Annotated in this window: 13 protein-coding genes; 4 read left to right on the top strand and 9 right to left on the bottom strand. The window is 65.8% G+C overall.

The genetic code is table 11. The features are described 5' to 3' along the window. Positions 1 to 151: 151 nt before the first annotated feature. From EAW56_RS04975 to EAW56_RS04985, 3 genes are read right to left on the bottom strand one after another with little or no spacing between them, the layout of a single operon-like run. Positions 152 to 880 carry an ABC transporter permease gene (locus tag EAW56_RS04975; RefSeq protein WP_095554804.1) on the bottom strand — a complete coding sequence of 243 codons (729 nt, stop codon included), beginning with the start codon at positions 878 to 880 and terminating at the stop codon, positions 152 to 154. Then, the gene (locus EAW56_RS04980; protein WP_095275626.1) at positions 873 to 1811 is read right to left on the bottom strand and encodes an ABC transporter ATP-binding protein; all 939 of its coding nucleotides are present in this window, start codon (positions 1809 to 1811) and stop codon (positions 873 to 875) included. Before EAW56_RS04980 ends, EAW56_RS04975 begins: the two co-directional genes overlap by 8 nt. Continuing rightward, positions 1804 to 2265, bottom strand: a complete 462-nt coding sequence (locus EAW56_RS04985) for an NUDIX domain-containing protein (protein WP_122085426.1) — start codon at positions 2263 to 2265, stop codon at positions 1804 to 1806. Before EAW56_RS04985 ends, EAW56_RS04980 begins: the two co-directional genes overlap by 8 nt. Before the next feature lie 35 nt (positions 2266 to 2300). Between EAW56_RS04985 and EAW56_RS04990 the strand changes: the two genes are divergently transcribed. The 4 genes from EAW56_RS04990 to EAW56_RS05005 all read left to right on the top strand — a co-directional run bounded on the left by EAW56_RS04990 (position 2301) and on the right by EAW56_RS05005 (position 8398). Further along, positions 2301 to 3806 carry a hypothetical protein gene (locus EAW56_RS04990; RefSeq protein WP_122085428.1) on the top strand — a complete coding sequence of 502 codons (1506 nt, stop codon included), beginning with the start codon at positions 2301 to 2303 and terminating at the stop codon, positions 3804 to 3806. After that, on the top strand, positions 3803 to 4801 hold the full coding sequence (locus tag EAW56_RS04995; protein ID WP_122085430.1) for a glutamate ABC transporter substrate-binding protein: 999 nt from the start codon (positions 3803 to 3805) through the stop codon (positions 4799 to 4801). Before EAW56_RS04990 ends, EAW56_RS04995 begins: the two co-directional genes overlap by 4 nt. Beyond that, a complete protein-coding gene (locus EAW56_RS05000) occupies positions 4798 to 7224 on the top strand; it encodes a serine/threonine protein kinase (protein ID WP_244213357.1) in 2427 nt (808 codons plus the stop codon). The genes EAW56_RS04995 and EAW56_RS05000 overlap by 4 nt, the downstream gene beginning before the upstream one ends. 214 nt (positions 7225 to 7438) lie before the next feature. After that, positions 7439 to 8398 (top strand): endonuclease domain-containing protein, encoded by a 960-nt coding sequence (locus EAW56_RS05005; RefSeq protein WP_122085434.1) that lies wholly within the window; start codon positions 7439 to 7441, stop codon positions 8396 to 8398. Positions 8399 to 8414: 16 nt separating this feature from the next. On the opposite strand, the gene EAW56_RS05010 is transcribed toward EAW56_RS05005, so the two are convergent. From EAW56_RS05010 to EAW56_RS12690, 6 genes are all read right to left on the bottom strand, one after another. Continuing rightward, positions 8415 to 10877 (bottom strand): zinc metalloprotease, encoded by a 2463-nt coding sequence (locus EAW56_RS05010; protein ID WP_122085436.1) that lies wholly within the window; start codon positions 10875 to 10877, stop codon positions 8415 to 8417. A 36-nt stretch (positions 10878 to 10913) separates the two neighbouring features. Next, positions 10914 to 14714 carry a Rib/alpha-like domain-containing protein gene (locus EAW56_RS05015; RefSeq protein WP_122085438.1) on the bottom strand — a complete coding sequence of 1267 codons (3801 nt, stop codon included), beginning with the start codon at positions 14712 to 14714 and terminating at the stop codon, positions 10914 to 10916. 168 nt (positions 14715 to 14882) lie between these two features. Beyond that, positions 14883 to 16088 (bottom strand): acetate kinase, encoded by a 1206-nt coding sequence (locus tag EAW56_RS05020; protein ID WP_095275634.1) that lies wholly within the window; start codon positions 16086 to 16088, stop codon positions 14883 to 14885. Then, the gene (gene pta, locus EAW56_RS05025) at positions 16089 to 17444 is read right to left on the bottom strand and encodes a phosphate acetyltransferase (protein ID WP_095275635.1); all 1356 of its coding nucleotides are present in this window, start codon (positions 17442 to 17444) and stop codon (positions 16089 to 16091) included. Between the two features lie 230 nt (positions 17445 to 17674). Then, the gene (locus EAW56_RS05030) at positions 17675 to 21247 is read right to left on the bottom strand and encodes a hypothetical protein (RefSeq protein WP_122085440.1); all 3573 of its coding nucleotides are present in this window, start codon (positions 21245 to 21247) and stop codon (positions 17675 to 17677) included. A 718-nt stretch (positions 21248 to 21965) separates the two neighbouring features. Next, positions 21966 to 23398, bottom strand: a 1433-nt coding sequence (locus tag EAW56_RS12690) for a putative sodium/potassium/calcium exchanger (protein ID WP_167457394.1), incomplete at its 5' end; no start/stop codon positions are given.

The following is a 23398-nucleotide window of genomic DNA, read 5'->3' on the forward strand; positions in this document are numbered from 1 at the left end:
GGTTCGCCGCCTACCCAATTCGTCGCGACCTGGGGCCACGCCACGCCGCAACCACGCAGCGCAGAAATCTCTCACGCCCACCCCGCAAGACCCCACCAAAAAGCCCCCGACCAGCCGCAACCGGCTGCCCAGGGGCACAAAAACCAAACCTTTACGCGTCGCGCTTGTGCAGCAGCACCACGCCGGCCACCCACGCGACGAGGGCCCAGACGACGAAGATGCCGAGGGAGACGAGCGGGTCGTCGTTCGGCGCCTTCTGGTTGAGCATGAACGCGTTGAGGTCCTTGAACGGCAGGAACCGGTCGACGTGCTCGCCGATCTTGGGGATGACGGGCAGGACTCGCTCCACAAGCAGCATCATGAGCAGCCCGGCGCAGACCGTGACCGCAGTGTTGCGGAGCAGCCAGCCGACGCCTTGGACGAGGACGGCGAGGAGTGCCTCGCCAAGCGGGACCGCCCACAGCGCCCGGTGCACGAACGAGTTGCTGGCCCAGCCGACCGGGTTGTTGTCCACCAGGTCCGCCACCGTGAAACCCAGGACGAGGCTCACCAGCGACACCACGGCGACGAGCACCGCGCCAAGAATCAGCTTGGCCAGGGCGAGCTGCCAGCGCTTCGGCGCGACCCGGAAGTTGGTGGCGGCCATGCCAAACCGGTATTCCGTGGTCACCATCATTGAGGTCTGCACCAGCGTGTACATGGAGAGTACGACGGTGATGACGGCTGCCGTCGTCAATGGCTTCGGGAACGACATCGTGTTGTAGATCCAGCCGGTGAGCGCGGCGTTGAGCAGCGAGAGCACGAGCGCCACGATCACGCACGCGTAGAACGACGCGGTGGTGCGCAGCTTGGTCCATTCGGCGTTGATCAGATTAAGCACGGTTTCCCTCCGGTGCGACGTATTGGGCCTTGTCCATGGTCGAGTGCATGTACGCGTCCTCCAGCGAGGCGTGGCGCTGCGTCAGCTCCGCCAGCTGCACGCCCGCCTCGTGGGCGATGCGGCCGACCTCGTCGCTGGTCAGGTCGGGGATTTCCAGCACTTCGCGCTGCGCACTATCGACGCCACGCTCCACCCGCGCACCGGCCTGGCCGATCGCGGCGCTCAGGCCCTTCAAGTCCGCGACGGTGGCGGTGCGCACGACGGTGGTGACGTTGGAGTTCGACGCGATGAACTCATTCACCGACGTGTCCGCCACCAGCCGGCCGCGGCCGATGACCACCAGGTTGTCGGCGGTCTGCGCCATTTCGGACAGGATGTGTGAGGACACGAGGATGGTGCGCCCCTCGTCGGCAAGCCGACGCAGCAGGCTGCGGACCCAGCGGATGCCTTCGGGGTCGAGGCCGTTGACCGGCTCGTCAAGGATGAGGTACTCGGGGTCGCCCAGCAGTGCGGCCGCGATGCCCAGGCGCTGACCCATGCCGAGCGAGAAGCCGCGGACCTTCTTGTCCGCCACGTCGGTCAGGCCGACCAGGCCGAGGACCTCGTCGACGCGCTGCTTCGACAGCCCCGCCGCCTGCGCCTGCCAGAGCAGCGCGTTGCGCGCCGAGCGGTTCGGGTGGATGCCCTTCGCGTCCAGCAAAGCGCCCACGCGGTGGGTGGGGTTGGGGAGGTGCTGGTACAACGTGTCGTCGATAAGCGCACTGCCCGCGGTGGGCGTGTCCAGGCCGAGGATCATCCGCATCGTCGTCGACTTGCCCGATCCGTTTGGGCCGAGGAAGCCGGTGACCACGCCAGGTTTGACGGTGAAGGTGAGGTCATCGACGGCCCGGACCGGACCGTAATGCTTGGTCAGTCCCTGTACTTTAATCATGCGGTTCAGTATGCCCGATAAGGTGATCCAGCGCGGCAGCGAAACCCGGGTGGAGGGGCAGCTCGCGCAGCGCGCCCAGCGGAACCCAGCGCAGCTCCTCGCTCTCCTCGTTCGCCGTGACCGGCAGCTGGGCGCCGTCGTCGGTGCGCGCGATAACGGTGGTGTACGCCCAGCCGGGGACCTCGAACGTGACCACTTCCTCGAGCGGGCGCACGCGGTCCGGGTCGATGCCGCACTCCTCCACCGTTTCGCGCAGCGCGGCCTCGCTGGCGGTTTCGTGCGAATCGCGCGCGCCGCCGGGGATGCCCCACGTGTCGCCCTGCGCGGTCCATGCGGCGCGGTGCTGCATCAGGATTGCGTCGCCTGCCTGTAGGAAGAGGCCAGCCGCCCCGAATTTGCCCCAGTACTTTTCACCGTGGGGTCCGATGACCCATCCGTTTCCGTCGCCAAGCATGCCCCCACTGTAGACAGACACGTTATTCTTGGGGAATGAGCCACAACGTGCAGCTGCCCGGCACGGCCCAGGACGGGGCCGCGCCGACGTCTGATGACGCGTGGCTGGACGAGCTCGAGCGCGTCCCCACCCGCCGCACGTTCGGCGCGATCGTGCGCGACTACGCCACGGGCCCGGCGCGCATGGCCCGGCGCGGCGCGAGCTTCCTCGCCACCACGCCGGGCAAGCTCATCGCGATGATGCTGGTGCTCACGCTCGCCCTGCTGGCGGCGGGCGCGGCGATGAGTAGCTCCATGTCCAAGCGGCAGGACTCGCTGGACACCCTGGTCACGGCCACGGAGCCGATGAGCAACTCGGCGCACCTGCTGTTCACCTCGCTGTCACAGGCAGACACCGTCGCCACCACCGGCTTTGTCCAGCCGGGCATGCTCACGCAGGAGGAAATGGACCTGTACCTGGGCTCGCTGGACCGCGCGGTCTCCGCGTCCAACGACGTCTTCCGCGGCTCGGTGGAGACGGAGAACGGGCAGGACGGCGCGGAGATCGAGCGCCTGGTCACCTCCATCCAGCGCCAGATCCCCCTCTACTCCGCGCTGATGGAGCGCGCGCTGGTGAACCAACGGATGGGCAACCCTGTGGGCGTCGCGTACATGTCCGAGGCCTCCGGCATCATGCGCGAGCACATGCTTAGCGACGCCGACCGCCTCTACAAACTCACACAACGCCAGGTCGCCCGCGAGATGGCCCGGCTGTCCGCGCCCCAGCTCGTGCCGTTGTCGGGGCTCTTCGCCGCCCTGTTCTTCCTGCTTCTGGCGCAGTGGTGGCTGTGGCGCACGTTCCGGCGCCGCCTCAACCGCGGCTTCCTCGTCGCCACCGCGTCCATGGTGGTGGCGATCCTTTGGGTGGTCGTGTCCAACCTGCAGCTGTGGCAAGCGGGCGTGGTCGGCTTCGCGCGGGCGGCGGAACCGTGGGAGCAGCTGACGGCCGCGCGTATCGACGCCCAAGAGGCCCGCACCGACGAAACGTTCGCGCTGCTGCGGCGGCAGTCCGTGGCACAGTCCTCGCGCTCCTTTGACTCGACGCACCAGCGGGTGGAGGACGCGCTCGGCGCCGCAGAGAACGCGCTGGACGCGCGCGATACGCCCGCGCTGCGCAACGCGCGGGGCGTGGAAGCGCAGGATGTCCCGGTCCCGGCCGAGGAGACGATCGCCTCCGCCCACGAGTCCCTCAACGAGTGGTCCTCCAACCACGACGCCCTCCTCGCCGCTATCGACGCCGGCCAGTACCAGGAGGCCGTGGTTCTCCTCACCGGCACGGAGCCGGGGGCCGAGAAGGCCGGCGACGTCGGCGCGTCGGCGTACCGCGACCTGGACGCGGATCTGCAGGACCTGATCACGCTGTCGCGCGTGTCCACGCGCGAGTACATCACCGCATCCCTCGACGCGACCCGTCTGGTCTCGGGCGCGGTCGCGCTCCTGTCGCTGCTCGCGGTGATCTGCATCTGGATTGGTATCCGCCGCAGGATCGGAGAATTCCTGTGAACACTTCCCGCCGCGTCACCGCCGCCGCCACCGCCGCCGCGCTCGCCCTGTCCGCTTGCGCCCCCGCGCCCAAGCCCTCCCCGACCCCGCCGAGCGACCCGGAGCCCACGTACGAGGGCCTCCCGCTGCCGCCGGGCGCCATCCTGGACCCGCCCGGGATCGCGCCGGAGGGCGAGTTCGCCACCGCGGACTTCGACTGGCCGGGCTCGCTGCGTCCCCACGACGAGGAGGACGGCATCGGCGGCTCGCTGGAGCAGATCCGCAACCGCGACCGCCTCATCGTGGGCATTGACCAATCGCAGTACCTGTTGTCCTACCGCGATACGTCGGCAGGCGACTTGCGAGGCTTCGAGGTCGACCTCGCCCGCGAGATCGCGGCCGACATCCTCGGCGACCCGGAGAAGGTCGACTTCCGCTTCGTGGAGTCCGCCTCGCGCTCGGAGATGCTGCAATCCGGTGCGGTGGATGTGGTGATCCGCACCATGTCCATCACCAAGGAGCGCACACAGAAGGTTTCCTTCTCCACCCCGTACATGATCTCGTACGTGCGCCTGCTCGCCCCTCGCGACCGCGGCATCGAGAGCCTGGACGACCTCGCGGGCATGCGCGTCTGCATTGTCGACGGCACCAACCTGCTCAACCTCGCGCGCACCGTCGCCCCGGAGTCCGAGGTCCTGCGCACCCGATCGTGGTCGGACTGCCTCATGGCCACCCAGCAGTTCCAGGCGGATGCAGTGCTTGCCGACGATGCCATCCTCGCCGGCATGGCCGCACAGGACCCCCACGCCGAGATCGTCTCGGAGTCGCTGGCCCGGCAGCTCTACGCCGTCGGCGTGCAGAAGGGCCACGACGACCTGGTCCAGGCCGTGAACCGCACCATCGAGCGCATCCGCGCCAACGGCACGTGGTCCACGATGCACCGCAGCTGGCTCGGCGGCTCGCTGGCCGAGCCCACCCCGCCGCCCCTGATGTACCGCGAAGAGGAGGAGCAGTGAGCGACCCGACCCCCAAGCGCGACCCCGAGGACGCCCCGCCGACGGACGCCGGCCCCGCGACCGAAGCCGTCGCCTTCGACCCCTTCGCCGACGACACCGACCCCGGCACCGAGGCCGTGGCGTTCGACCCGTTCGCCGACGACGAGGACGAAGACGAAGACGAGGCAGACTTCTCCGGGCTCGGCGAGATGGCCGGCCTGCTCAAAGACCTCGACGACCTGCGCAAAGGGTCGGTGAAGGAGGAGACCTCGTCGCGCTCGCGCAAGCTGGCGCTGGACACATTCCGCGAGCTGCGCGGCACCCGGCGCGACGACCGCACCGTCGCCGACGGCATGGTGAAGCTGCCCTGGGTCGAGCCGACCGAACCGCAGAAGGCGCTCAAAGACCCGCGCACCGCGGAGGTGGAGAAGGGCATCCCCGCCCCGGCCCTGCACCCGGGCGACATCGTCGCCGGCCAGTACGAGATCATGGGCGTGATTGCCCACGGCGGCATGGGCTGGATCTACCTGGCCCAAGACCACAACGTGGCGGAGCGGGTGGTCGTGTTGAAGGGGCTGCACTCGTCGAAAAGCGCTGATGAGGCGGCGGCCGCCGAGGCCGAACGCGAGTTCCTGGCGGACATCACGCACCCGGGGATTGTGAAGATCTTCAACTTCATCGACGACCCCCGCGTGACCAGCGGTTTCATCGTGATGGAGTACGTGGGCGGGCCGTCGCTGCGCACGCGCTGCAACGAGCAGCCCGACCACAAGCTGCCGCCCGACGTGGCGATCGGCTACATGCTCGAGGTGCTGCCGGCGCTGGGGTACCTGCACTCGCGCGGCGTGGTGTACAACGACCTGAAGCCGGACAACATCATCGTCACGGAGGACCAGGTCAAGCTCATCGACCTGGGCGCGGTCTCCGGCATCGGCGCCTACGGTTTTATCTACGGTACGCGCGGCTTCCAGGCGCCCGAGGTGGCCTCGGAGGGGCCGTCCGTCCACTCCGACATCTACACCATCGGGCGCACGCTCGCCGCGCTGGTCGTGGAGTTGCCGCAGGTCGACGGCGTGTACAAGCGCCACATCCCCACCCCCACCGAGGAGCCGTTGTTCCGCCGCTACATCTCGCTCTACCGCGTGATCATGCGCTGCTGCGAACCCGAGCCGGCGAAGCGCTACAGCTCCGTCCAAGAGCTGCAGGCGCAGTTGCTCGGCGTGCTGCGCGAGATCCTGGCAATTCGCGACGGCCGCACCTTCCCCGCCCAGCAATCCCAGTTCTCGCCGCAACGTACCACCTTCGGCACGAAGCACCTGGTTTTCCGCACCGACCAGCTCATCGACGGCATCACCCGCACCGTCGAAATCACGCCCCAGGAAGTCGTCTCCGCGCTGCCCACCCCGCTGATCAACCGCGACGACGTCGGCGCCGGCATGCTCCAGGGCTCCTCCTACACCGAGCCGCAGGAAACCCTGGAAACGCTGCGCCAGGCGATGCAGACGGACCAGTACCAGCAGTCGCTGGAAATCCCGTTCGGCGTCGTCCGCTCCATGTTGGACCTCGGCCTGACCCAGCAGGCCCAAACGTGGCTGGCCAGCATGAGCTCCCGCCTCGCCGGCAACTGGCGTTTCTACTGGTACTTCGGCGTGGTCAACACCCTGCTCGGCGACTACGCCGCAGCCCAGCGCGACTTCGCCCGCGTCCTCGCCTTCCTCCCCGGCGAGGCCGCCCCCAAGCTCGCCATCGCCGCCGTCAACGAGCTCATGCTCCAACACCTCGGCCTCCACGAGGAGCCATTGCTTAACGACGCCCTCGCGCGCGCCTCCGCCGGCCTCCGCTCCAAACTCGACGACGTGGACCAATCCTTCTTCGAGGACCTCCACGACCGCGGCCTCCTGGACCGGGAGTGGGGCCTGATCACCAACGACCCCGCCATGCTGCGCTTCCACTCCATGCGCCTCTACGCCCTGGTCTGGGTGACCAACCCGACCACGGTGTCCTCCGCCTTCGGCCTGGCCCGCCAGCTCATGAACGAAGGCGAGGTCGAACTCGCCGTCGCCGCCCTGGACAAGGTGCCCAACTCGTCGCGCCACAACCGGATGGCCCAGCTCACCGCCATCCTCTGCCTCGTCTCCCGCGACCTGACCGAGTCCCGCATCCGCCGCGCCGCCCGCCGCCTGGACCAGATCCCCAACACCGAGCCGCGCTTCCTGCAGATCAAGGTGTTTGTCCTCCGCGCCGCGCTGACCTACCTGCGCGCCAACAACCTGCGCCGCGCCGACTCCACGATGCCGCTCTTCGAGTACACGTTCAGCCTCCGCGGACTCCGCCGCGGCCTGGCCATCACGCTGCGGGAACAGGCCCGCGTCGCCCCCTACGCCCGGCACCGGTTCGCCCTGGTGGACATGGCCAACAAGGTCCGGCCCGCGACCTGGTTCTAGGCGGGGGCCGGGTGCGGGCGCCGGGTGCCCCTCTTCCTTGCTACTTGACGAGATCAGGGGGACGAGGGTACGAGAGTTTCGTCGCATCCTCGTCATCGTGATTTCGTCATCTAGGCCGCAGCCCGCACGTTTCCAAACCACGCCAGCCGGCGGCTGCTACATTGGCAGCTAGTGGCGATCGGGGGGATCGCGCCAACAGATCGGGGGAACACCAATGGATAAACGTGCGCTCATCGGCCATCTCATCCGGCCTGGAAGTGCAGACGAGCTCGCCTGCACGAAGCTGTCCGCAACCAAGTTCATCGCCACATCGGTGTGGCAGCAGCTCAAGCCCCACGAGCAGGAGTTTCTCCGCACGTACGCGGTTGGCGCGGCGGCGCAGACGGCCGTGCTGGTGGGGCGCTCAGCCGCCGTGGTGAGCGGCATCTGGGTCCTGCCCGACCGGCACGCGCCCGTCACGTTGTCCTACCCGGAGCAGGCGGTACCGGGGAAGGCGTCGTGGCCGAAAGGGGTGCAGTATCGGCGCCTGCACATCCCGGAGGCGGACCGCTACGCCTTCACCCTGGAGCGCGACACCGTCCAGGTCACCACGGCCGCGCGGACGGCGGTGGACATCGCGCGGTTGTACGGGGTCCGGCACGGGGTGGTGGCGATGGATTCCCTCTTCTACCAGGTGGAACGCAAGGACCACCACCGGGTGTTGGCGGAGTTGGAGGAGGTGGTGGACAGGCTCGTCGGTAAGCAAGGCATCGCCCACGCGCGCAAGGCCCTGGCCTGGTGCTCGAGGAAGTCGCAGTCGCCGTACGAGTCGCTGCTGCGGGTGGTGCTGCGCGAGCGCGGGATCGAGGTGGCGGAGCAAATGTGGATTGGGCAGTTCGTGCGGCCGGACCTGCTGTGGGGACAGCTGATCATCGAGGTCGACGGCGACGCAAAGTTCGCGGCGAACGGCCAGGTCGCGGCGCTCGAGCAGCTCGAGCGCGAGAATTGGCTCCGGCTGCAGCACTACGAGGTCGTGCGCGTGACTCCGCGCGAGCTGCTGCGCGATGAGGCAGGCGTCGTGCAGCAGATCCTGGAGCTCAAGGAGCATTCGTCGCTTCTCGACGCCCCACTCACCCCCGCCACCTCGTCCCGGCCCCAAGCGGGCGTGGACTGGCGGCGGCGCAAGGCGGGGTAGGCGCTACAGCCGACCGCTACAGCAGCCCGGCCTGCGCCGCGACGCCCGCGCCAATCCCCAGCGCCGCGAGCAGCGCGAGGACCACGGCGATCGCGATGCCGGTCGAGCTCGAACCGCCCGCAGGCGAAGCAATAGCCGCCGGAGCCGGCTCAGCAGGTGACGCAGGCTCAGCAGGCGACGCCGGCGCCAGGTCGGTGACGCCCGGGGCGCGGGTCGGGGTGGGCAGGGCGGAGTTGGGGCGCGTCGGCACCGGAGCCGGGGTCGCAGCGCCCTGGCCAGCACCCGAGCCCGAGCCGGGCCCGAGGAGCGCGGCTTGCGCGTCGGCGAGCAGTGGGGACCGGGTGCGCTGGAGTTCGTCGATAAGCGACTGCATCTGCGCCTTCGTGTAGGTGAGCACGGAAAAGTCCTGGGTCTCGTCGGCGACGAGACGGCCGTCCTCGTTGTAGACGCGGAACTGGATGGGCATGGTGGCGTCGCGGTAGCCGGCGGTCTGGGCGATGGGGACCGTGACGGTGCGCTTGGAGTCGCTCGACAGCGCGGAGGCGACCTGCACGGTGTCGGACCACTCGCCGCCCGGGTAGGACGCCTGGACGCGGAAGCGGTGCGGCGCACTGCCCAGGTTGGACAGCTCGACGCGCACGGTGGAGTCGGTGCGGTTGGCCACGATGACGTTGGGCGAGTCCGGGTCGTTGAGCACGCGGAAGCCGGCCTTGCCGTTGTTGTGCTCGGCGGCGTGCTTCTCCAGGTCGCGTACGGTCACGTCGGCGCGGTGCGACGTCTCTTCCCCGCCCGCCGTGCTCGTGCCGGCGGTGCCTTGGGCGGTGCCGATGCGCCCGTTGACCAGCTCGATGTGGTCCCAGTCCGGCGCGATGTCATAGTCGCCGTCGTAGCAGGTCACGGAGCCATCGGTGCAGGCGCGCGGCAGCGGCGCGGCGGCGTCGGGGCGCGCCTCCGTATCCGAGTAGTCGAAGTAGGCGAACTGGTAGAGGTAGTTCATCACGGACCGGTAGTTGGGCACGTAGGCCGAATCCGGGTGCGCCACGTTGTACGCGCCCGAGTGCGTGAGCCCCAGGTTATGGCCGTATTCGTGCAGAATGCTGTTGCGCAGCTGCTCCTGCGACGTCATCAGCTCGTTTTTGGACACGAAGAACGAGCCGTCGCGCACCAGCCCGGTCCCGGAGGAGAGGTCGCCGGGCGCCTGCTGCCCGCCGATCACGCCGACGCGGAACACGCCCGCGCGGTCCCCCAGCAGCCGGTCGCGTTCGGCCAGGAGTTTCGCCGCGTAGGGCATGCTTGTCGACGCCCCTCCGAAGTAGTACTCCGCGTAGTCCTCAGTGGGGCCACCGTGAAAGTCGGTGTAGGCGGGGATGTTGGTGTAGTAGGCGCCGGCGTCGATAAGCAAATTGATGCCCTGGCGGTCAAACACCTCGACGAGCTGGTTCAGGGTGGCTCGCGAAGGCCGGTAGGTGTTCGTGTTCGCGCGCGAGCAGGCGGTGAAGGCGGCGAAGTCGGCCGGTGTGGGCGCGTAAGCGCGGCGGGTGGCGCAGCCCAGCGTCTCCCACTCGGACTTCATCCAGTTGAGCTGGAGGAGCAGGTCAGGACGGTTGGGGTCCAGGCCCCACGCGTTGAGGGGGAACTCGGTGCCGTCGGCGGTTGTGAAGCCTTGCGCCTCGAAGACGTCGGGGAAGCCGTCGCCATCCGTGTCGTTGAGGCGGTCGTCCGCGGTGCCGGTGAGCGTGGCGCGGGCGTGCAGCGACTCGCCGGGGGCGACGGTGCCGGCGAAGCGGCCGGCCTGGTAGCGGGCGTCCGTGCCAGGTTCGTCCGAGCCCGGTCCGTCGGAGCCGGCGAGGGCCGCGAGCGCGGCATCACGGTCGGCGCCGGTGCCGATGCGCTGCGCCCCCGCCAGGTCCAGGCGCAGCTGGTAAGCCTCGCCGATGTGCAGGTCGAGCGCGTCGCCGTCGCGGTCGGAGGTGACGGCGAAGTCGCTGTCCAGGGTGCCGTGGGCGAGGTCCACGCTCAGCTCGCGCGGGTCCTGCGCCAGGTTGCGCAGCTGCACATCCACCTCCACCGAGTCCGCCGAGACGCGGAAGGTGCGCACCATCTCCACCTGGGCGCGGTCGTCGCGGTGGGTGAGCGTGACGGTCTCGGCGGCTCCACCGGTGCCACCGGCGGCTCCGGCGCCTTCGGTGACCTCGGTGTCGTCGCCGGCGTACGAGACCTGGGTGCCGGCGGCGGTGGCGTCGATAGACAGCGCATCCTGCAGCACGCGCACCGTTTGGTTGGGGTGGTTGAAGGTAAGCCAGGACACGCGGCCCTTATTCACGTCCACGGTGTGGAACCCGCTCGGCGCGCCCGTGGTGAGCTGGACGGAAAAACGGCTCTGCGTGATGTCCGCGGCGGCCGGGCCGGGGGCGCCGGCGCATGCGAGCGCGATGGCGGTCAGCGCAGCGACGGCGGCGCGGGCGGGCCTGAGGCGCATCGGTTCCCCTTTCTGTGCGGAAGGCGGAGCGGCGGTCTAGCGGAGCGGGAAGGCCAGGAAGGTGCGGAAGAACTCGCGGTTCTCATACAGGCCGAACCCGACAGCACCCGCGCTGGCGAGGATACCCAGCGCAAGCGCGACGAGCTTCCCGACCGCGGAAGCACCCTCGCCCTGGGCCTGCGCCTGCGCCGTCACGTCCGCCGGAAGCACCGTGACGGTGGCGTAGGCCGTGGCCTGCGTGGAGTCGGCGAAGGTCACGCGCACCGGGACGCGGCGCGGGCCGGGGGCTGCATGTGTGGTGGCGGTGGCGGTGAGGGCCCCTGACGTGGCGTCGATACGCGTGGAGAGCCCCTCGACTTTCTCAACCAGGGAGAACTGTGCTGCCGCGAACGCGGGGCTGACCGTCACGGAGTCGCCGGGGCGGACCTCCGCGGCGCCGTACTCGGTGGGCTGCGCGCCGGCCATCGCATCGACCGCGGTCGCGCGAACCCCCACCAGCCGCTGCGAGCCATCCGGGAACGTGACCACCACCGGGACCTCGGCGCCGTCGCCCGCGTTCGCGCTCTCCGGGGCGGCGACGGTGAGCGCGCCGGTGGTGGGGTCGACGCTGCTGGGCCACGGCGAGCCCGAGTACTCGGCGGCGAGCGCGAAGGTGGTGCCCGCCGGCGCGCCTGTGACCTGGGCGGTCACGGCATCCGCGCCGACCGGGACCGCGACGGACGGCCACCGCACGTCGGCGTGGCGCGCCTGCGAGTCCGTGGTCACGGTCGCGCTCAGCTGGGTTGCGGATCCGTCCGGGAACGCCGCGCGCACGCCCAGGGTGTACGAGGTGTCCGCGGGGGCGTCATCAGGTAGTTTCGCGGTGATCACGCCTGTCGACGGCTCCACGTCAAGCTGCACCGGCGTCGCGCCCGCGGCGGCGAAAGCCACGCCCTCTGGCACCGCGCCGCGCGGGGCGATGGTGATGGTGCCGTCGGCGGCCGCGTAGGCGTCGTCGTAACGCAGCTCCGTGGCCTGCGCCATCGAGGCGGTGCGCCGCGCCGCGATGTGCACGGGCACGGTCTCCTCCGACCCGTCCGCGTACGACACGTGCACGTTCACGTCCAGGTCAGCCGGTGTCTCGGGAGCGGTGGCCTCGACGCGGCCGGTCCGCGCGTCCACGCGCACGTCCCACCCATGCAGGTCCGCGGCAGGGTCCAGGCTGAACTCCGTTTCCGCCGGCAGGTCCCGCGCGGTCTGCGCCACGGTGGCGGTCTCCCCCGCGCCCGCCGCACGTTCCGCCTGGTAGGCAGGGGTGTACAGCTCCGCGTCGCGCGCCTTGAGCACCTCGAAGCGCGCCACGGTCCCCTCGCTCGACCCGTCGGGGTACACCACCTTCACGGGCACCAGCTTCGCCTTGCCCACCTGCGCGTCCAGCGGCGGAGCGTACGTAATTGCACCATGCCTATCGACGCTCACCCCATCCCCATCAACCTCAAACCTCGTCCCCTCCGGCAACGGCTGGTTATCAAATTCGGAGGAGCGGACCGTAAAGGTGGCTCGCGGCGGCAGCGACTGCACACTGCCACCGGCGCGGGCGTAGGCAACGGCGTAGGTGGGCGTGTAGCGCTCGGCGTCGTTCGTCGCCTCGACAACCCGGACGTGGATGGTGTCCGTCTCCCCGTTGCTCGTGCGCACCTTCACCGGGTACTCGCCGGGCGCAACATCGCGCGACGGGCTCGCGTACACCTGGCCGCCCCGGAAGACGGTCACCCAGTCCGGCGCGCCTGCCTCCGCGGTGACCACGACGGAGCGCTCGCTGCGCACCGGGTCGACCGCGTTTTCCGCGCCGGCTGCGACGGTGAACTCGTCCCACTCGAACTGGTCGATCTCCTCCGGGCCCGCGGGGTCGACGGGGGCGGTGGGTTTTTCCGCCTGTGCGGAATTTTTGGTGGTGGGCTCCGCAACAGTCGTCGCGTTGGGCTCTTCGGATTCTTCCGCCTGTGCGGAATTTTCCACGCTCGTCACGCCGGCAGCCGTCGCAGTGGGCTCCGCAGAAGATTCCGCCTGTGCGGAATTCTTGGCGGTCGGCTCCGCGGACTCCAGCGCAGAAGTTTCCGCCTGTGCGGAATTCTTGGCAGTCGGTTCCGCAGACTCCGGCGCAGAAGATTCCGCCTGTGCGGAAGTTTCCACACCCGTCACACCCGTAGTCGTCGCGCTGGGTTCCGCAGATTCTTCCGCCTGTGCGGAATTTTTGGCGCTCGGCTCCGCAGATTCCAGCGCAGAAGTTTCCGCCTGTGCGGAAGTTTTGGCATTCGTCACCCCAGCAGTCATCGCGCTAGGCTCCGCAGATTCTTCCGCCTGTGCGGAATTCTTGGCGGTCGGCTCCGCGGACTCCAGCGCAGAAGTTTCCGCCTGTGCGGAATTCTTGGCAGTCGGTTCCGCAGACTCCGGCGCAGAAGTTTCCGCCTGTGCGGAACTTTCCGCACTCGTCACACCCGCAGTCGTCGCGCTGGGCTCCGCAGATTCTTCCGCCTGTGCGGAATTTTTGGCGCTCGGCTCCGCAGACTCCGGCGCAGAAGTTTCCGCCTGTGCGGAACTTTCCGCAGTCGTCACCCCAGTAGTCGTCGCGCTGGGTTCCGCAGATTCTTCCGCCTGTGCGGAATTTTTGGCGCTCGGCTCCGCAGACTCCGGCGCAGAAGTTTCCGCCTGTGCGGAAGTTTTGGCATTCGTCACCCCAGCAGTCATCGCGCTAGGCTCCGCAGATTCTTCCGCCTGTGCGGAATTCTTGGCGGTCGGCTCCGCGGACTCCAGCGCAGAAGTTTCCGCCTGTGCGGAAGTTTCCGCACTCGTCTCCCCCGCCACGACCAGGTCGAAGGTGTCGACGAGCCGCTCGCCGTCGTCAGTGATGAGGTCGACGGTCACGCTCGAGGTGCCCGGCTCCTCCGGGGTGCCCTCGATGACGCTGTCCTCGCCGTTGAACTCCACGCCGTCGGGCAGGCCGGAGACTTCGACGGATGCGGCGTTGTCGGCGGAGATCGGGATGCGGATGGGCTCGCCAGCGGCAACCGGTTCCGCCGGCGAATCCGCCAGGTCAGCTTCCAGCGGCTCCAGGTCGGCCGGGTCGCGGAAGGTGATGGTGAACTCGGTTTCCAGCGGGCCGGCGGCGTTTTCCACCGGCTCGCCGTGGCGATCCACCACGCGCAGGGTCACCGGGTACTCGCCCGTGCCCTCCGGGCGGCCGTTGACGTAGAAGTACTGACTGCGCTTGAGGCCGGGGGCCTGGAGGGTGGTCCACAGCCCGTCGGGAAGCCCGTCGAGCTCCAGCTTGGAGCCGAGCGGCACGTTCACCGCTCGCAGGTAGAGGGGCAGGATGAGGCGTCCAGACCAGTAGGTTTTGTCGCCGGGGGCGATGAGGTAGGGCTCGTCGGCCAATTCCACGTGTGCGGAAAATTCGCTGGAGGTGCCGTCCGAGAACGTCACTTGGACGGGGACGTCGAACTCGTCGACCGCGTCTTCGGTGAATGGGGTGGGTGGTTGGGCGGTGATCGCGCCGGCGTCGTCAAGCTCGATGCTCCAGCCCTCGGGGGCCTCGAACCCCTCGCTGAGTGCCCAGGATGTGGGCTCGGCCGGGCGGCCGAACAGGCCGAGTGCGCGCACGGAGGCGGGTGCGGTGGCGGACTCGCCGAATGCGGGACGCAGCGTGTCCCAGTGCACGGTCGTGCGGGGCGCAGCGTGGGCGACGGGGAGTGTGTGCTGCGCGGCGATGGGTTGGACGCCCGAGAGCGCGAGTGTGAGTCCGAATGCGCACGCGGCGAGCGAGGCGCCCCGACGACGTGACGAGCTGTGCGTGCCCATGGCCGCTCCTCCTGTGTTTGCCCGCGCACTGCGGGGACCGACCGCTTTCCTGGAAAACGTTATGGATGTTCCAGGAAAAGCCTAAGTGCCCTTTACTTTACCGGCAGGGTTTTGCGATGCAAGAAGCCGCGACCCAACGCGGGGCCGCGGCTTCAGTGGAGGGACGATTTACGCCATCTGCTTCGCAATCGCGGATGCCTTCTGCGCGATCGCCAGCTCCTCGTTGGTGGGGACCACCAGGACCTTCACCTTGGAGTCGTCGGTGGAGATGATGCGCGGGCCGTCGTTAGGCTGCGCATTGCGCTCCGGGTCGACCTTAATGCCGTACATCTCCATGTTGTCCAGGGCGTCCATGCGGACGTGCTGGTCGTTCTCGCCCACGCCGGCGGTGAACGTGATCGCGTCAACGCGGCCGAGGGCGATCATGTAGGAGCCGATGTAGCGGCGCAGCTGGTGGATGTACACGTTGTACGCCAGCCAGGCGTCGCCGTTCTCCTCATCAATCATCGTGCGCAGCTCGCGGAAGTCGTTCACACCAGACAGGCCCTTCACACCGGACTGGCGGTTGAGCAAGTTGTCAATCTCGTCGATGCTCATGTTGCCCTGGCGGACCAGGTGGAAGATGATGCCCGGGTCAATGTCGCCGGAGCGGGTGCCCATGACCAGGCCGGCCAGCGGGGTAAGGCCCATCGACGTGTCGATCGCGTGGCCGTTCTCCACTGCGGAGCAGGACGCGCCGTTGCCCAGGTGCAGGACGATCTGGCGGGTGTGCAGCGGGTCGCGCTCGATCAGGGCGGGAACCTGCTCGGAAACGAACTCGTGCGAGGTGCCGTGGAAGCCGTAGCGGCGGATCTGGTTCTTCTCTGCAATCTCCGCGTTGATGGCGTAGAGCGCGGCGGCCGGCGGCAGGTTGCGGAAGAAGCCGGTATCAAACACGGCCACGTGCGGGATGTCCGGCAGCAGCTCGCGGGCGACCTCAATGCCGTCGATGTTGGCCGGGTTGTGCAGCGGGGCGAGCGGGATGAGGTCTCGGATCATCTCCACGACCTGGTCCACGATCAGCTCCGGCTGGGAGAAGACCATGCCGCCGTGGACAACACGGTGGCCGACAGCCCGGATGTCAATCTGGGTCGGGCCGATGCCCTTCTTCTCCAGCAGGCCGAAGCTTTCTTCCAGGCCCACCTTGTGGTTGGGGATGGCGCGCTGCACCACGTACTTCTGGCCGTTGTGCTTGATGGTGATGCGGCCCTGCGGCTCGCCGATCTGCTCGACCAGGCCGGACACGAACGGGTCGTCCGAGGCGCTGGATTCCGGGTCCACGACCTGGAACTTGATGGAGGACGAGCCAGAGTTAATAACCAGTGCGTATGCCATTTACTTTGCTCCTGCCTGGATAGCGGTGATTGCGACAGTGTTGACAATGTCCGGCACGGTCGCGCCTCGGGACAGGTCGTTGACCGGCTTGTTCAGGCCCTGCAGCACGGGGCCGACGGCGAGGGCGCCGCCGGTGCGCTGTGCGATCTTGTAGCCGGCATTGCCCGCCTCCAGGTCGGGGAAGATGAACACGTTTGCCTGGCCCGCCACCGGGGAGTCCGGGGCCTTCTTCTTGCCCACGCCCGGGTCGCACGCTGCGTCGAACTGCAGCGGCCCGTCAACGACCAGGTCCGCGTCCGCAGCCTTGGCAGCCTCGAGGGCGGCGACAGCGCGGTCCACGTCCGGGCCCGAGCCGGAGGTGCCGGTGGAGTAGGACAGCAGCGCGACCTTCGGGTCGATGCCAAACTGCGAAGCAGTCTTCGCGGAGACCGCAGCGATCTCGCCAATCTGCTCCGCGGTCGGGTTCGGGTTCACGGCGCAGTCGCCGAATGCCCAGAGGCGGCCACGCATGACCATCAGGAAGATGGAGGAGACCACGGATGCGCCCGGGGCGGTCTTGATGATCTGGAAGGACGGCTTAATGGTGTGCGCCGTGGTGTGCGCGGCACCGGAAACCATGCCGTCCGCCATACCCTTGTGCACCATCATGGTGGCGAAGTAGGAGATGTCCTGCATGGTCTCGCGCGCCTGCTCGAGCGTGATGCCCTTCTTCTTGCGCAGCTCCGCAAAATCAGCCGCGAACTCCTCGCGCAGCTCGGACTCGAGGTGGTTGATCACCTGTGCCTTGGACAGGTCCAGGCCCTGCTCGTTTGCGCGGCGCTCAATGTCCGCCGGGTCACCCAGGATGGTCAGCTTCGCCACATCCTTGGCCAGCAGCTGGTGCGCGGCCTGCAGGATGCGGTCATCGTCACCCTCGGGCAGCACAATGTGTGCCTGCTTCTCCTTTGCGCGACCAATCAGCCAAGACTCAAACACCTCGGCGCTCATCACGGGCTCAGCCGCCGCGTCCACCTTCAGGGAGTCCGCGTCAAGGGCCCCTTGCTTCACGACGCCCGCGAGCACCGCCCCCTTCTGCCCAAACACTGCCTCCACGTGCCCGGTCTTTTCCGGCGTGGGCGTGACCAGCACGACCGGCACACCGTACGCCGCAGCAACCTCCACATCGAAGGAATAATCGCCGCTGCCCAGAATCAGCACATCGCCCTCTGCGAGCAGATCCTGACCGTAAGCCTGCGCGAGGGTTTCGCCCTCGACGCGGGCGGGGCGCACATTCAACTGGGCTGCGAGGGCGTCAACGTCGACGTCTTCCAGCGTGCAGTTGGCCGCGGTAAGAAGCAGGGAGTGGCCTTGAGCCATGGGTTCCGCCTTTCGTGTCCAGGCGTTTCACGGCCTGGTTCGAGATGCCAGTAAACGCGATCCATTATACCGGTAAAGGTAAGACTAGTCGGCTCCGAGTTACCCGCGTTTGAGTGTGGTTGCGAGCACTCCCCTCCCCCTGCAGACGCAAAAGCACCGGCGCACCACCCCTACCTGTGGGGCGTTGCGCCGGTGCGGTGCTTACGCGGTGTTAACCGCGTTGGGGATGGCTACTTAGAGGAACCATCCAGCTTGACGGAACTACCACCAAGACCACCAGGAGCACAGTTGTCGTAGATGATCGTGCCAGCAATGATGCCAGCAGCAATCACAGCGATACCAGCACCGACGGAAGCCAGGTCGAAGCCTGCCTTACGCAGCTGCTCATTCATCTGAGACAGTGCCTGCGCAGTCTGCGGGTTGAACATCCCCAGGTTCTGCTGAATCTGCGCATTCGCACCCTCCAGATCCTTCGAGACGTTCTCGACAAACTCAGAGACACCCGGGATGGACATCTGCGTTGCCAGACCGATCGGGATCAGCGCCAGCAGCGGCAGACCGAAGCCCACAGCAGAAGCCGCACACTTACCCTTATCGATCGCCGGCTCCTGCGGGGCCGGAGTACCGGTCGGGTCGGTTGCGCCACCCTTCGCCACAACCGTCGTGGTGACCGTATCGATGGCCTTGCCATCCTTATCCTTGACGGTCACCGTGATCTTCTCACCCGGCTTCGCATCACCATTGGCAGTAATGACCAGGTTGCCCTTGCCATCAAGCTCAGCCTTGCCCGGACCCTTGGCCTCAACGGTGGTACCAGCCGGCACCTTGCCGCCCGTGTTCGGAACAGTCACGGAACCACCAGGAGTGATCTCCTTCGCATCAGCCGTAATCTCCCAGTCCGGAAGCTCAATCTCCGGCGTCACAGTCGGCGGAGTCGGCTCATCAGAAGGATCGGCCGGACCCTCCGGATTCTCAGCCGGCTTGGAGTTCGGGTCATTCGGATCAGTCGGAGCAGGCTTGCCGTCCTTATCCTTGTTGTTGACCTCGTCACCATCATTGGTGCCGTCCTCATCGGTGTCGGCCTTCTTCGGATCCGTCGGAGCACCCGGCTTACCGTCCTCGACCTTCTTGCCGTCCTTATCGAACGGGTTCTTGGAGCCATTGACCTCGTCACCGTCGTTAATGCCGTCCTCATCGGTGTCGGCCTTATTCGGATCGGTACCGAGCTCCTTCTCCTTCTCGTCGGTCAGACCGTCGTTATCGGAATCCTTCGGATCCTCAGCCGGAACAGCCGGCTTGGAGTCCGGGTCATTCGGATCAGTCGGAGCAGGGTTGCCGTCCTTATCCTTGTTGTTGACCTCGTCACCATCATTGGTGCCGTCCTCATCGGTGTCGGCCTTCTTCGGATCCGTCGGAGCACCCGGCTTACCGTCCTCGACCTTCTTGCCGTCCTTATCGAACGGGTTCTTGGAGCCATTGACCTCGTCACCGTCGTTAATGCCGTCCTCATCGGTGTCGGCCTTATTCGGATCGGTACCGAGCTCCTTCTCCTTCTCGTCGGTCAGACCGTCGTTATCGGAATCCTTCGGCTCCTCAGCCGGAACAGCCGGCTTGGAGTCCGGGTCATTCGGATCGGTCGGAGCAGGGTTGCCGTCCTTATCCTTGTTGTTGACCTCGTCACCATCATTGGTGCCGTCCTCATCGGTGTCGGCCTTCTTCGGATCCGTCGGAGCACCCGGCTTACCGTCCTCGACCTTCTTGCCGTCCTTATCGAACGGGTTCTTGGAGCCATTGACCTCGTCACCGTCGTTAATGCCGTCCTCATCGGTGTCGGCCTTATTCGGATCGGTACCGAGCTCCTTCTCCTCCTCATCAGTCAGGCCATCCTTATCGGTGTCCTTATCCGACTTGTTCGGGTCGGTGGGCTCGTCCTCCTCGGACTCATTCGGAACAGTCTTGCCGTCCTCATCCACCTTGGTGTTGATCTCGTCGCCATCGTTGACACCGTCACCATCGGTGTCCGGATTCTTCGGATCAGTGTTACCCGGCTCGCCGTCCTCATCGGACTTATTGTCCTTGAACGGGTTCTTAGAACCGTTTACCTCGTCACCATCGTTGATGCCGTCATCATCGGTGTCAGCCTTATTCGGATCGGTACCAAGCTCCTTCTCTTTCTCATCCGGCAGACCATCACCATCAGAGTCCTTAGCGATTACGAACGAGTCAGAAGCAACGTCCTGTGCGCCAGAGACAAGTACCGCAGAGTAGATGTCGCCAGCCTCAGCATCATCCGGGACGGTGAAGGAGCCACAGTCCTTCAGGTCATTGAGAAGCTCAATGTCACAAGTCTTGCCGGTCGGCTTACCGTTCTTGCGCCACTCGATCTTGTTCGGCAGCACCGGAAGATCACCAGAGAGCTTTACCTCAGCGACATCACCAGGCTTGGCCGGGGTGTCGGTGGTATTGAAGTTGGTGATGTCCAGATCTACGCGGCGGTCCGGAACTGCAGCGAAATGGATGTTGTAGAAACGAGCACCACGAACCGGAAGTGCCTTCTGCTCTGCTGGGCTACCAGACGGCGCCCACGTGGTGGAGTAGTTATTCACTGAGTGGAAAACAGGCTGCTGCCACTGGCCATAGCCAACGATTTTCTCACCATCTTTATTTTCGACCCACATGAACGTATCGTGCGGGTGATACTCATCCTTCGGCACGTGGATGGTGTAATCACCGTTCTCATCAGTCTCGGTGTAACGGACTGACTGGACGTACTCTGGGTGCTCCTCGAGCATCTGCTTGGTAGCCAGCGCGCGCTCTTCAGCCGGCCGTTTCTTGATTTCAGCGTTGGCCTGGCGACCTTCTTCCGTCAATGTAGCGGCGTACACCTTGTAGCCAATACCGGAAGGCTCTGCCGTACCAGTCGAACCGGTCAAGAGCTGACGCTCATCGCCGGTCTCTAGCCATACACGGCCGGAGTAGTCGTACCAATCATCGATACCTTTAACCTCCCGGTCATCCTTGATCACCTTCAGGTCATTCGGAAGCGGCAAGCCCGGCTCCGGCTTCTTGTCGCCCATCCAGTAATTGTTCGGGTTAGTCGGCAATTCGGCAAGCCAGACACCAGTGCCCTGCATGTTACCGTTCGTACCAACAGCACCCGGGAACTCACCCAGCCCGTCGCCGGACCCCTTGCCGTACGCATACGGTGTATAACCCGGAGCTACACGAACGATTTCACGTTCATTTCCAGTCTCTTCATTGTCCGGCGACTCCGACCAAACACGGAACTTCTGAGCCGTCAAAGCCTTGTACTGACGCTCCTTACCGTTTGCATCAGTCCACGTCGGCACCTTAAAAGCGTACATACCCGGGCCGTTCGCACCGAGGACTCCGTCAATAGTGTGGGTTTCTGCGGAGTAAATCGGGGACTCCGCGCCATCTACATCCTTCCACTGGAAGTAGACCTTCGTGCCATCCGGCGCTCCCTCGAAACCGTCGTACTTCGTCGATAGAATCGCGGAGTTCTTCGGCGTCATCAGGTTGACGCGGCCAGAAACAACGTCCTTGGCGACGGTCTGCGCAGCAGATAGCTGCGTACCGGAGGTAATGGTGCCGTCTGCGATTGCGTCGATATTGATGGCGCCATCCGCATCAGGCGCGGGGTCGCCTGCCAGCTGGGCAGAAGCTGCCTGGACGGTGTTCGGCGCTGCGATCGGCTGCGCAAACGGGGCAACCAACGCGAGCGACAGCGCTGCTGCCGCAATAGAGGTCCCGCGACGGCGGGAGATACTGTACTTCTTCATGCTGTGAAATCTTCCTTCCACGAAGATGTTCTGGACAAAGAGAAAGCCCGAAGGAGCGTGGCTGCCAGCACCTGCCTAAGGCGATAGCAGGGACGTCCACGCCGACTTTCACACTTGTCAATCTAGTGACGCTCGCCTGTCACTCGCCGCAACGTTTTCAGCGCATCCCAATCCTGATAAGAAACAAGGAAATTGGGCGTTCGACTGGGCAGGTGTGGCGTCGATAGGCGTTGGCCTGCGAGTTTGTGTGCTAGTGAGACGTGAAGGATGGTCGAGAACGTGAAGTACAGCCGTGAAATTCGATCTATACGTAAGAAGTCACGACAGGAGCGTTGGGCCGGTACTTCTGCATATCGGGACCCGATGCGCTGATGCTGATCGACACCCAAGGAACAGGCAATCTGGGCTGAGCACTCGCAAAACATTTGTCCAGGTTATTTTCTCGGGCAATGGAAGTGATAGCAGTATCGATACAAGAACGTCTTCACGAGCGTACAAGATTGTCGAGCGATTGAGCGTCAATTAATTCTTGCTAAGAGTTTGCGCATGAGCTATTTTGCACCCCCGAAACGGGTGGACGGCTCACAGAAAACTATCGAGGGCGTTCGAGTTACACTGCGCGCGAGGTGTGAGGGAACGCGAAAGCGCCCGCCCCGATCCCCATACGGGGAGCAGAGCGGGCGCGGTGCTTACGCGGTGTTAACCGCGTTCGGAATGGCTACTTAGAGGAACCATCCAGCTTGACGGAGCTACCACCAAGACCACCAGGAGCACAGTTGTCGTAAATGATCGTGCCAGCAATGATGCCAGCAGCAATCACCGCGATACCAGCACCGACGGTGGCCAGGTCGAAACCTGCCTTACGCAGCTGCTCATTCATCTGCGACAGCGCCTGCGCAGTCTGCGGGTTGAACATACCCAGGTTCTGCTGGATCTGCGCATTCGCACGCTCGATCTCCTTCGAGGTGTTCTCGACGAACTCGGAGACACCCGGGATGGACATCTGCGTTGCCAGACCAACCGGAATCAGCGCCAGCAGCGGCAGACCGAAGCCCACAGCAGAAGCCGCACACTTACCCTTATCAATCCCCGGCTCCTGCGGGGCCGGAGTACCAGTCGGGTCGGTCGGCTTCGACGGCTCATCAGTCTTCTTGTCGACGATCGAGCTGACCGTGCCGATCACAGTGCCGTTCTCATCCTTGATGGTCACCGTGATCTTCTCACCCGGCTTCGCATCATCATTGGCAGTAATGACCAGGTTGCCCTTGCCATCAAGCTCAGCCTTACCCGGACCCTCGACCTCAACGGTGGTACCAGCCGGCACCTCGCCACCCGCATTCGGAACAGTCACGGAACCACCCGGGAAAAGCGAACCAGTATCCTTATCAGCCTTCCAATTCGGAAGCTCCGCTTCTACAGGCTTATCCGAGCCATCGTCGTCCACACCCTTGGCGTGGCCAGCAACCGGAACCTCGACCTCAACCTGACCATTCGGCAGATCCTCATCCGCAATGGTCACCTTGATCGGACCATCAACATCGGTACCCGGAGTGACAACAACATTGCCATCGGCATCAATACGAGCATCGACCTTGTTGCCATCCTCGTCGGTCGCAGTCACCGTGGTGCCCTCAGGATTATTCACCTTGACACCAGTCGACTGCTCCTCACCATTCGGCTTCACCTCAGACGGATTCTCAACACCCTCAACCGTGGTCTTCTCCTCGACCGGCTTATCCGAAGGCACATCCGAATTGTTGTCGTCGGCACCCTTCTCGTGGCCCTCGACCGGGACCTCAACCTCAACCTGGCCGTTCGGCAGATCCTCGTCCTCAATGGTCACCTTGATCGGACCATCAACGTCAGTACCCGGAGTGACAACAACGTTGCCGTTGTCATCAATCTCGACCGGCACGTCCTTTTCGTCCTCGTCGGTCGCAGTCACCGTAGTGCCCTCAGGATTATTCACCTTGACACCAGTCGACTGCTCCTCATCAGTCGGCTTCACCTCAGACGGATTCTCGACACCCTCAACCGAAGTCGTCGGCGCAGGCGCAGGAGTCTCATCCGACTCGTTGTCGTCCTCGCCCTTGGAGTGGCCCTCGACCGGGACCTCAACCTCAACCTGACCATTCGGCAGATCCTCATCCG

The sequence above is a fragment of the Corynebacterium gottingense genome (assembly GCF_003693265.1).
Taxonomy (GTDB): domain Bacteria; phylum Actinomycetota; class Actinomycetes; order Mycobacteriales; family Mycobacteriaceae; genus Corynebacterium; species Corynebacterium gottingense.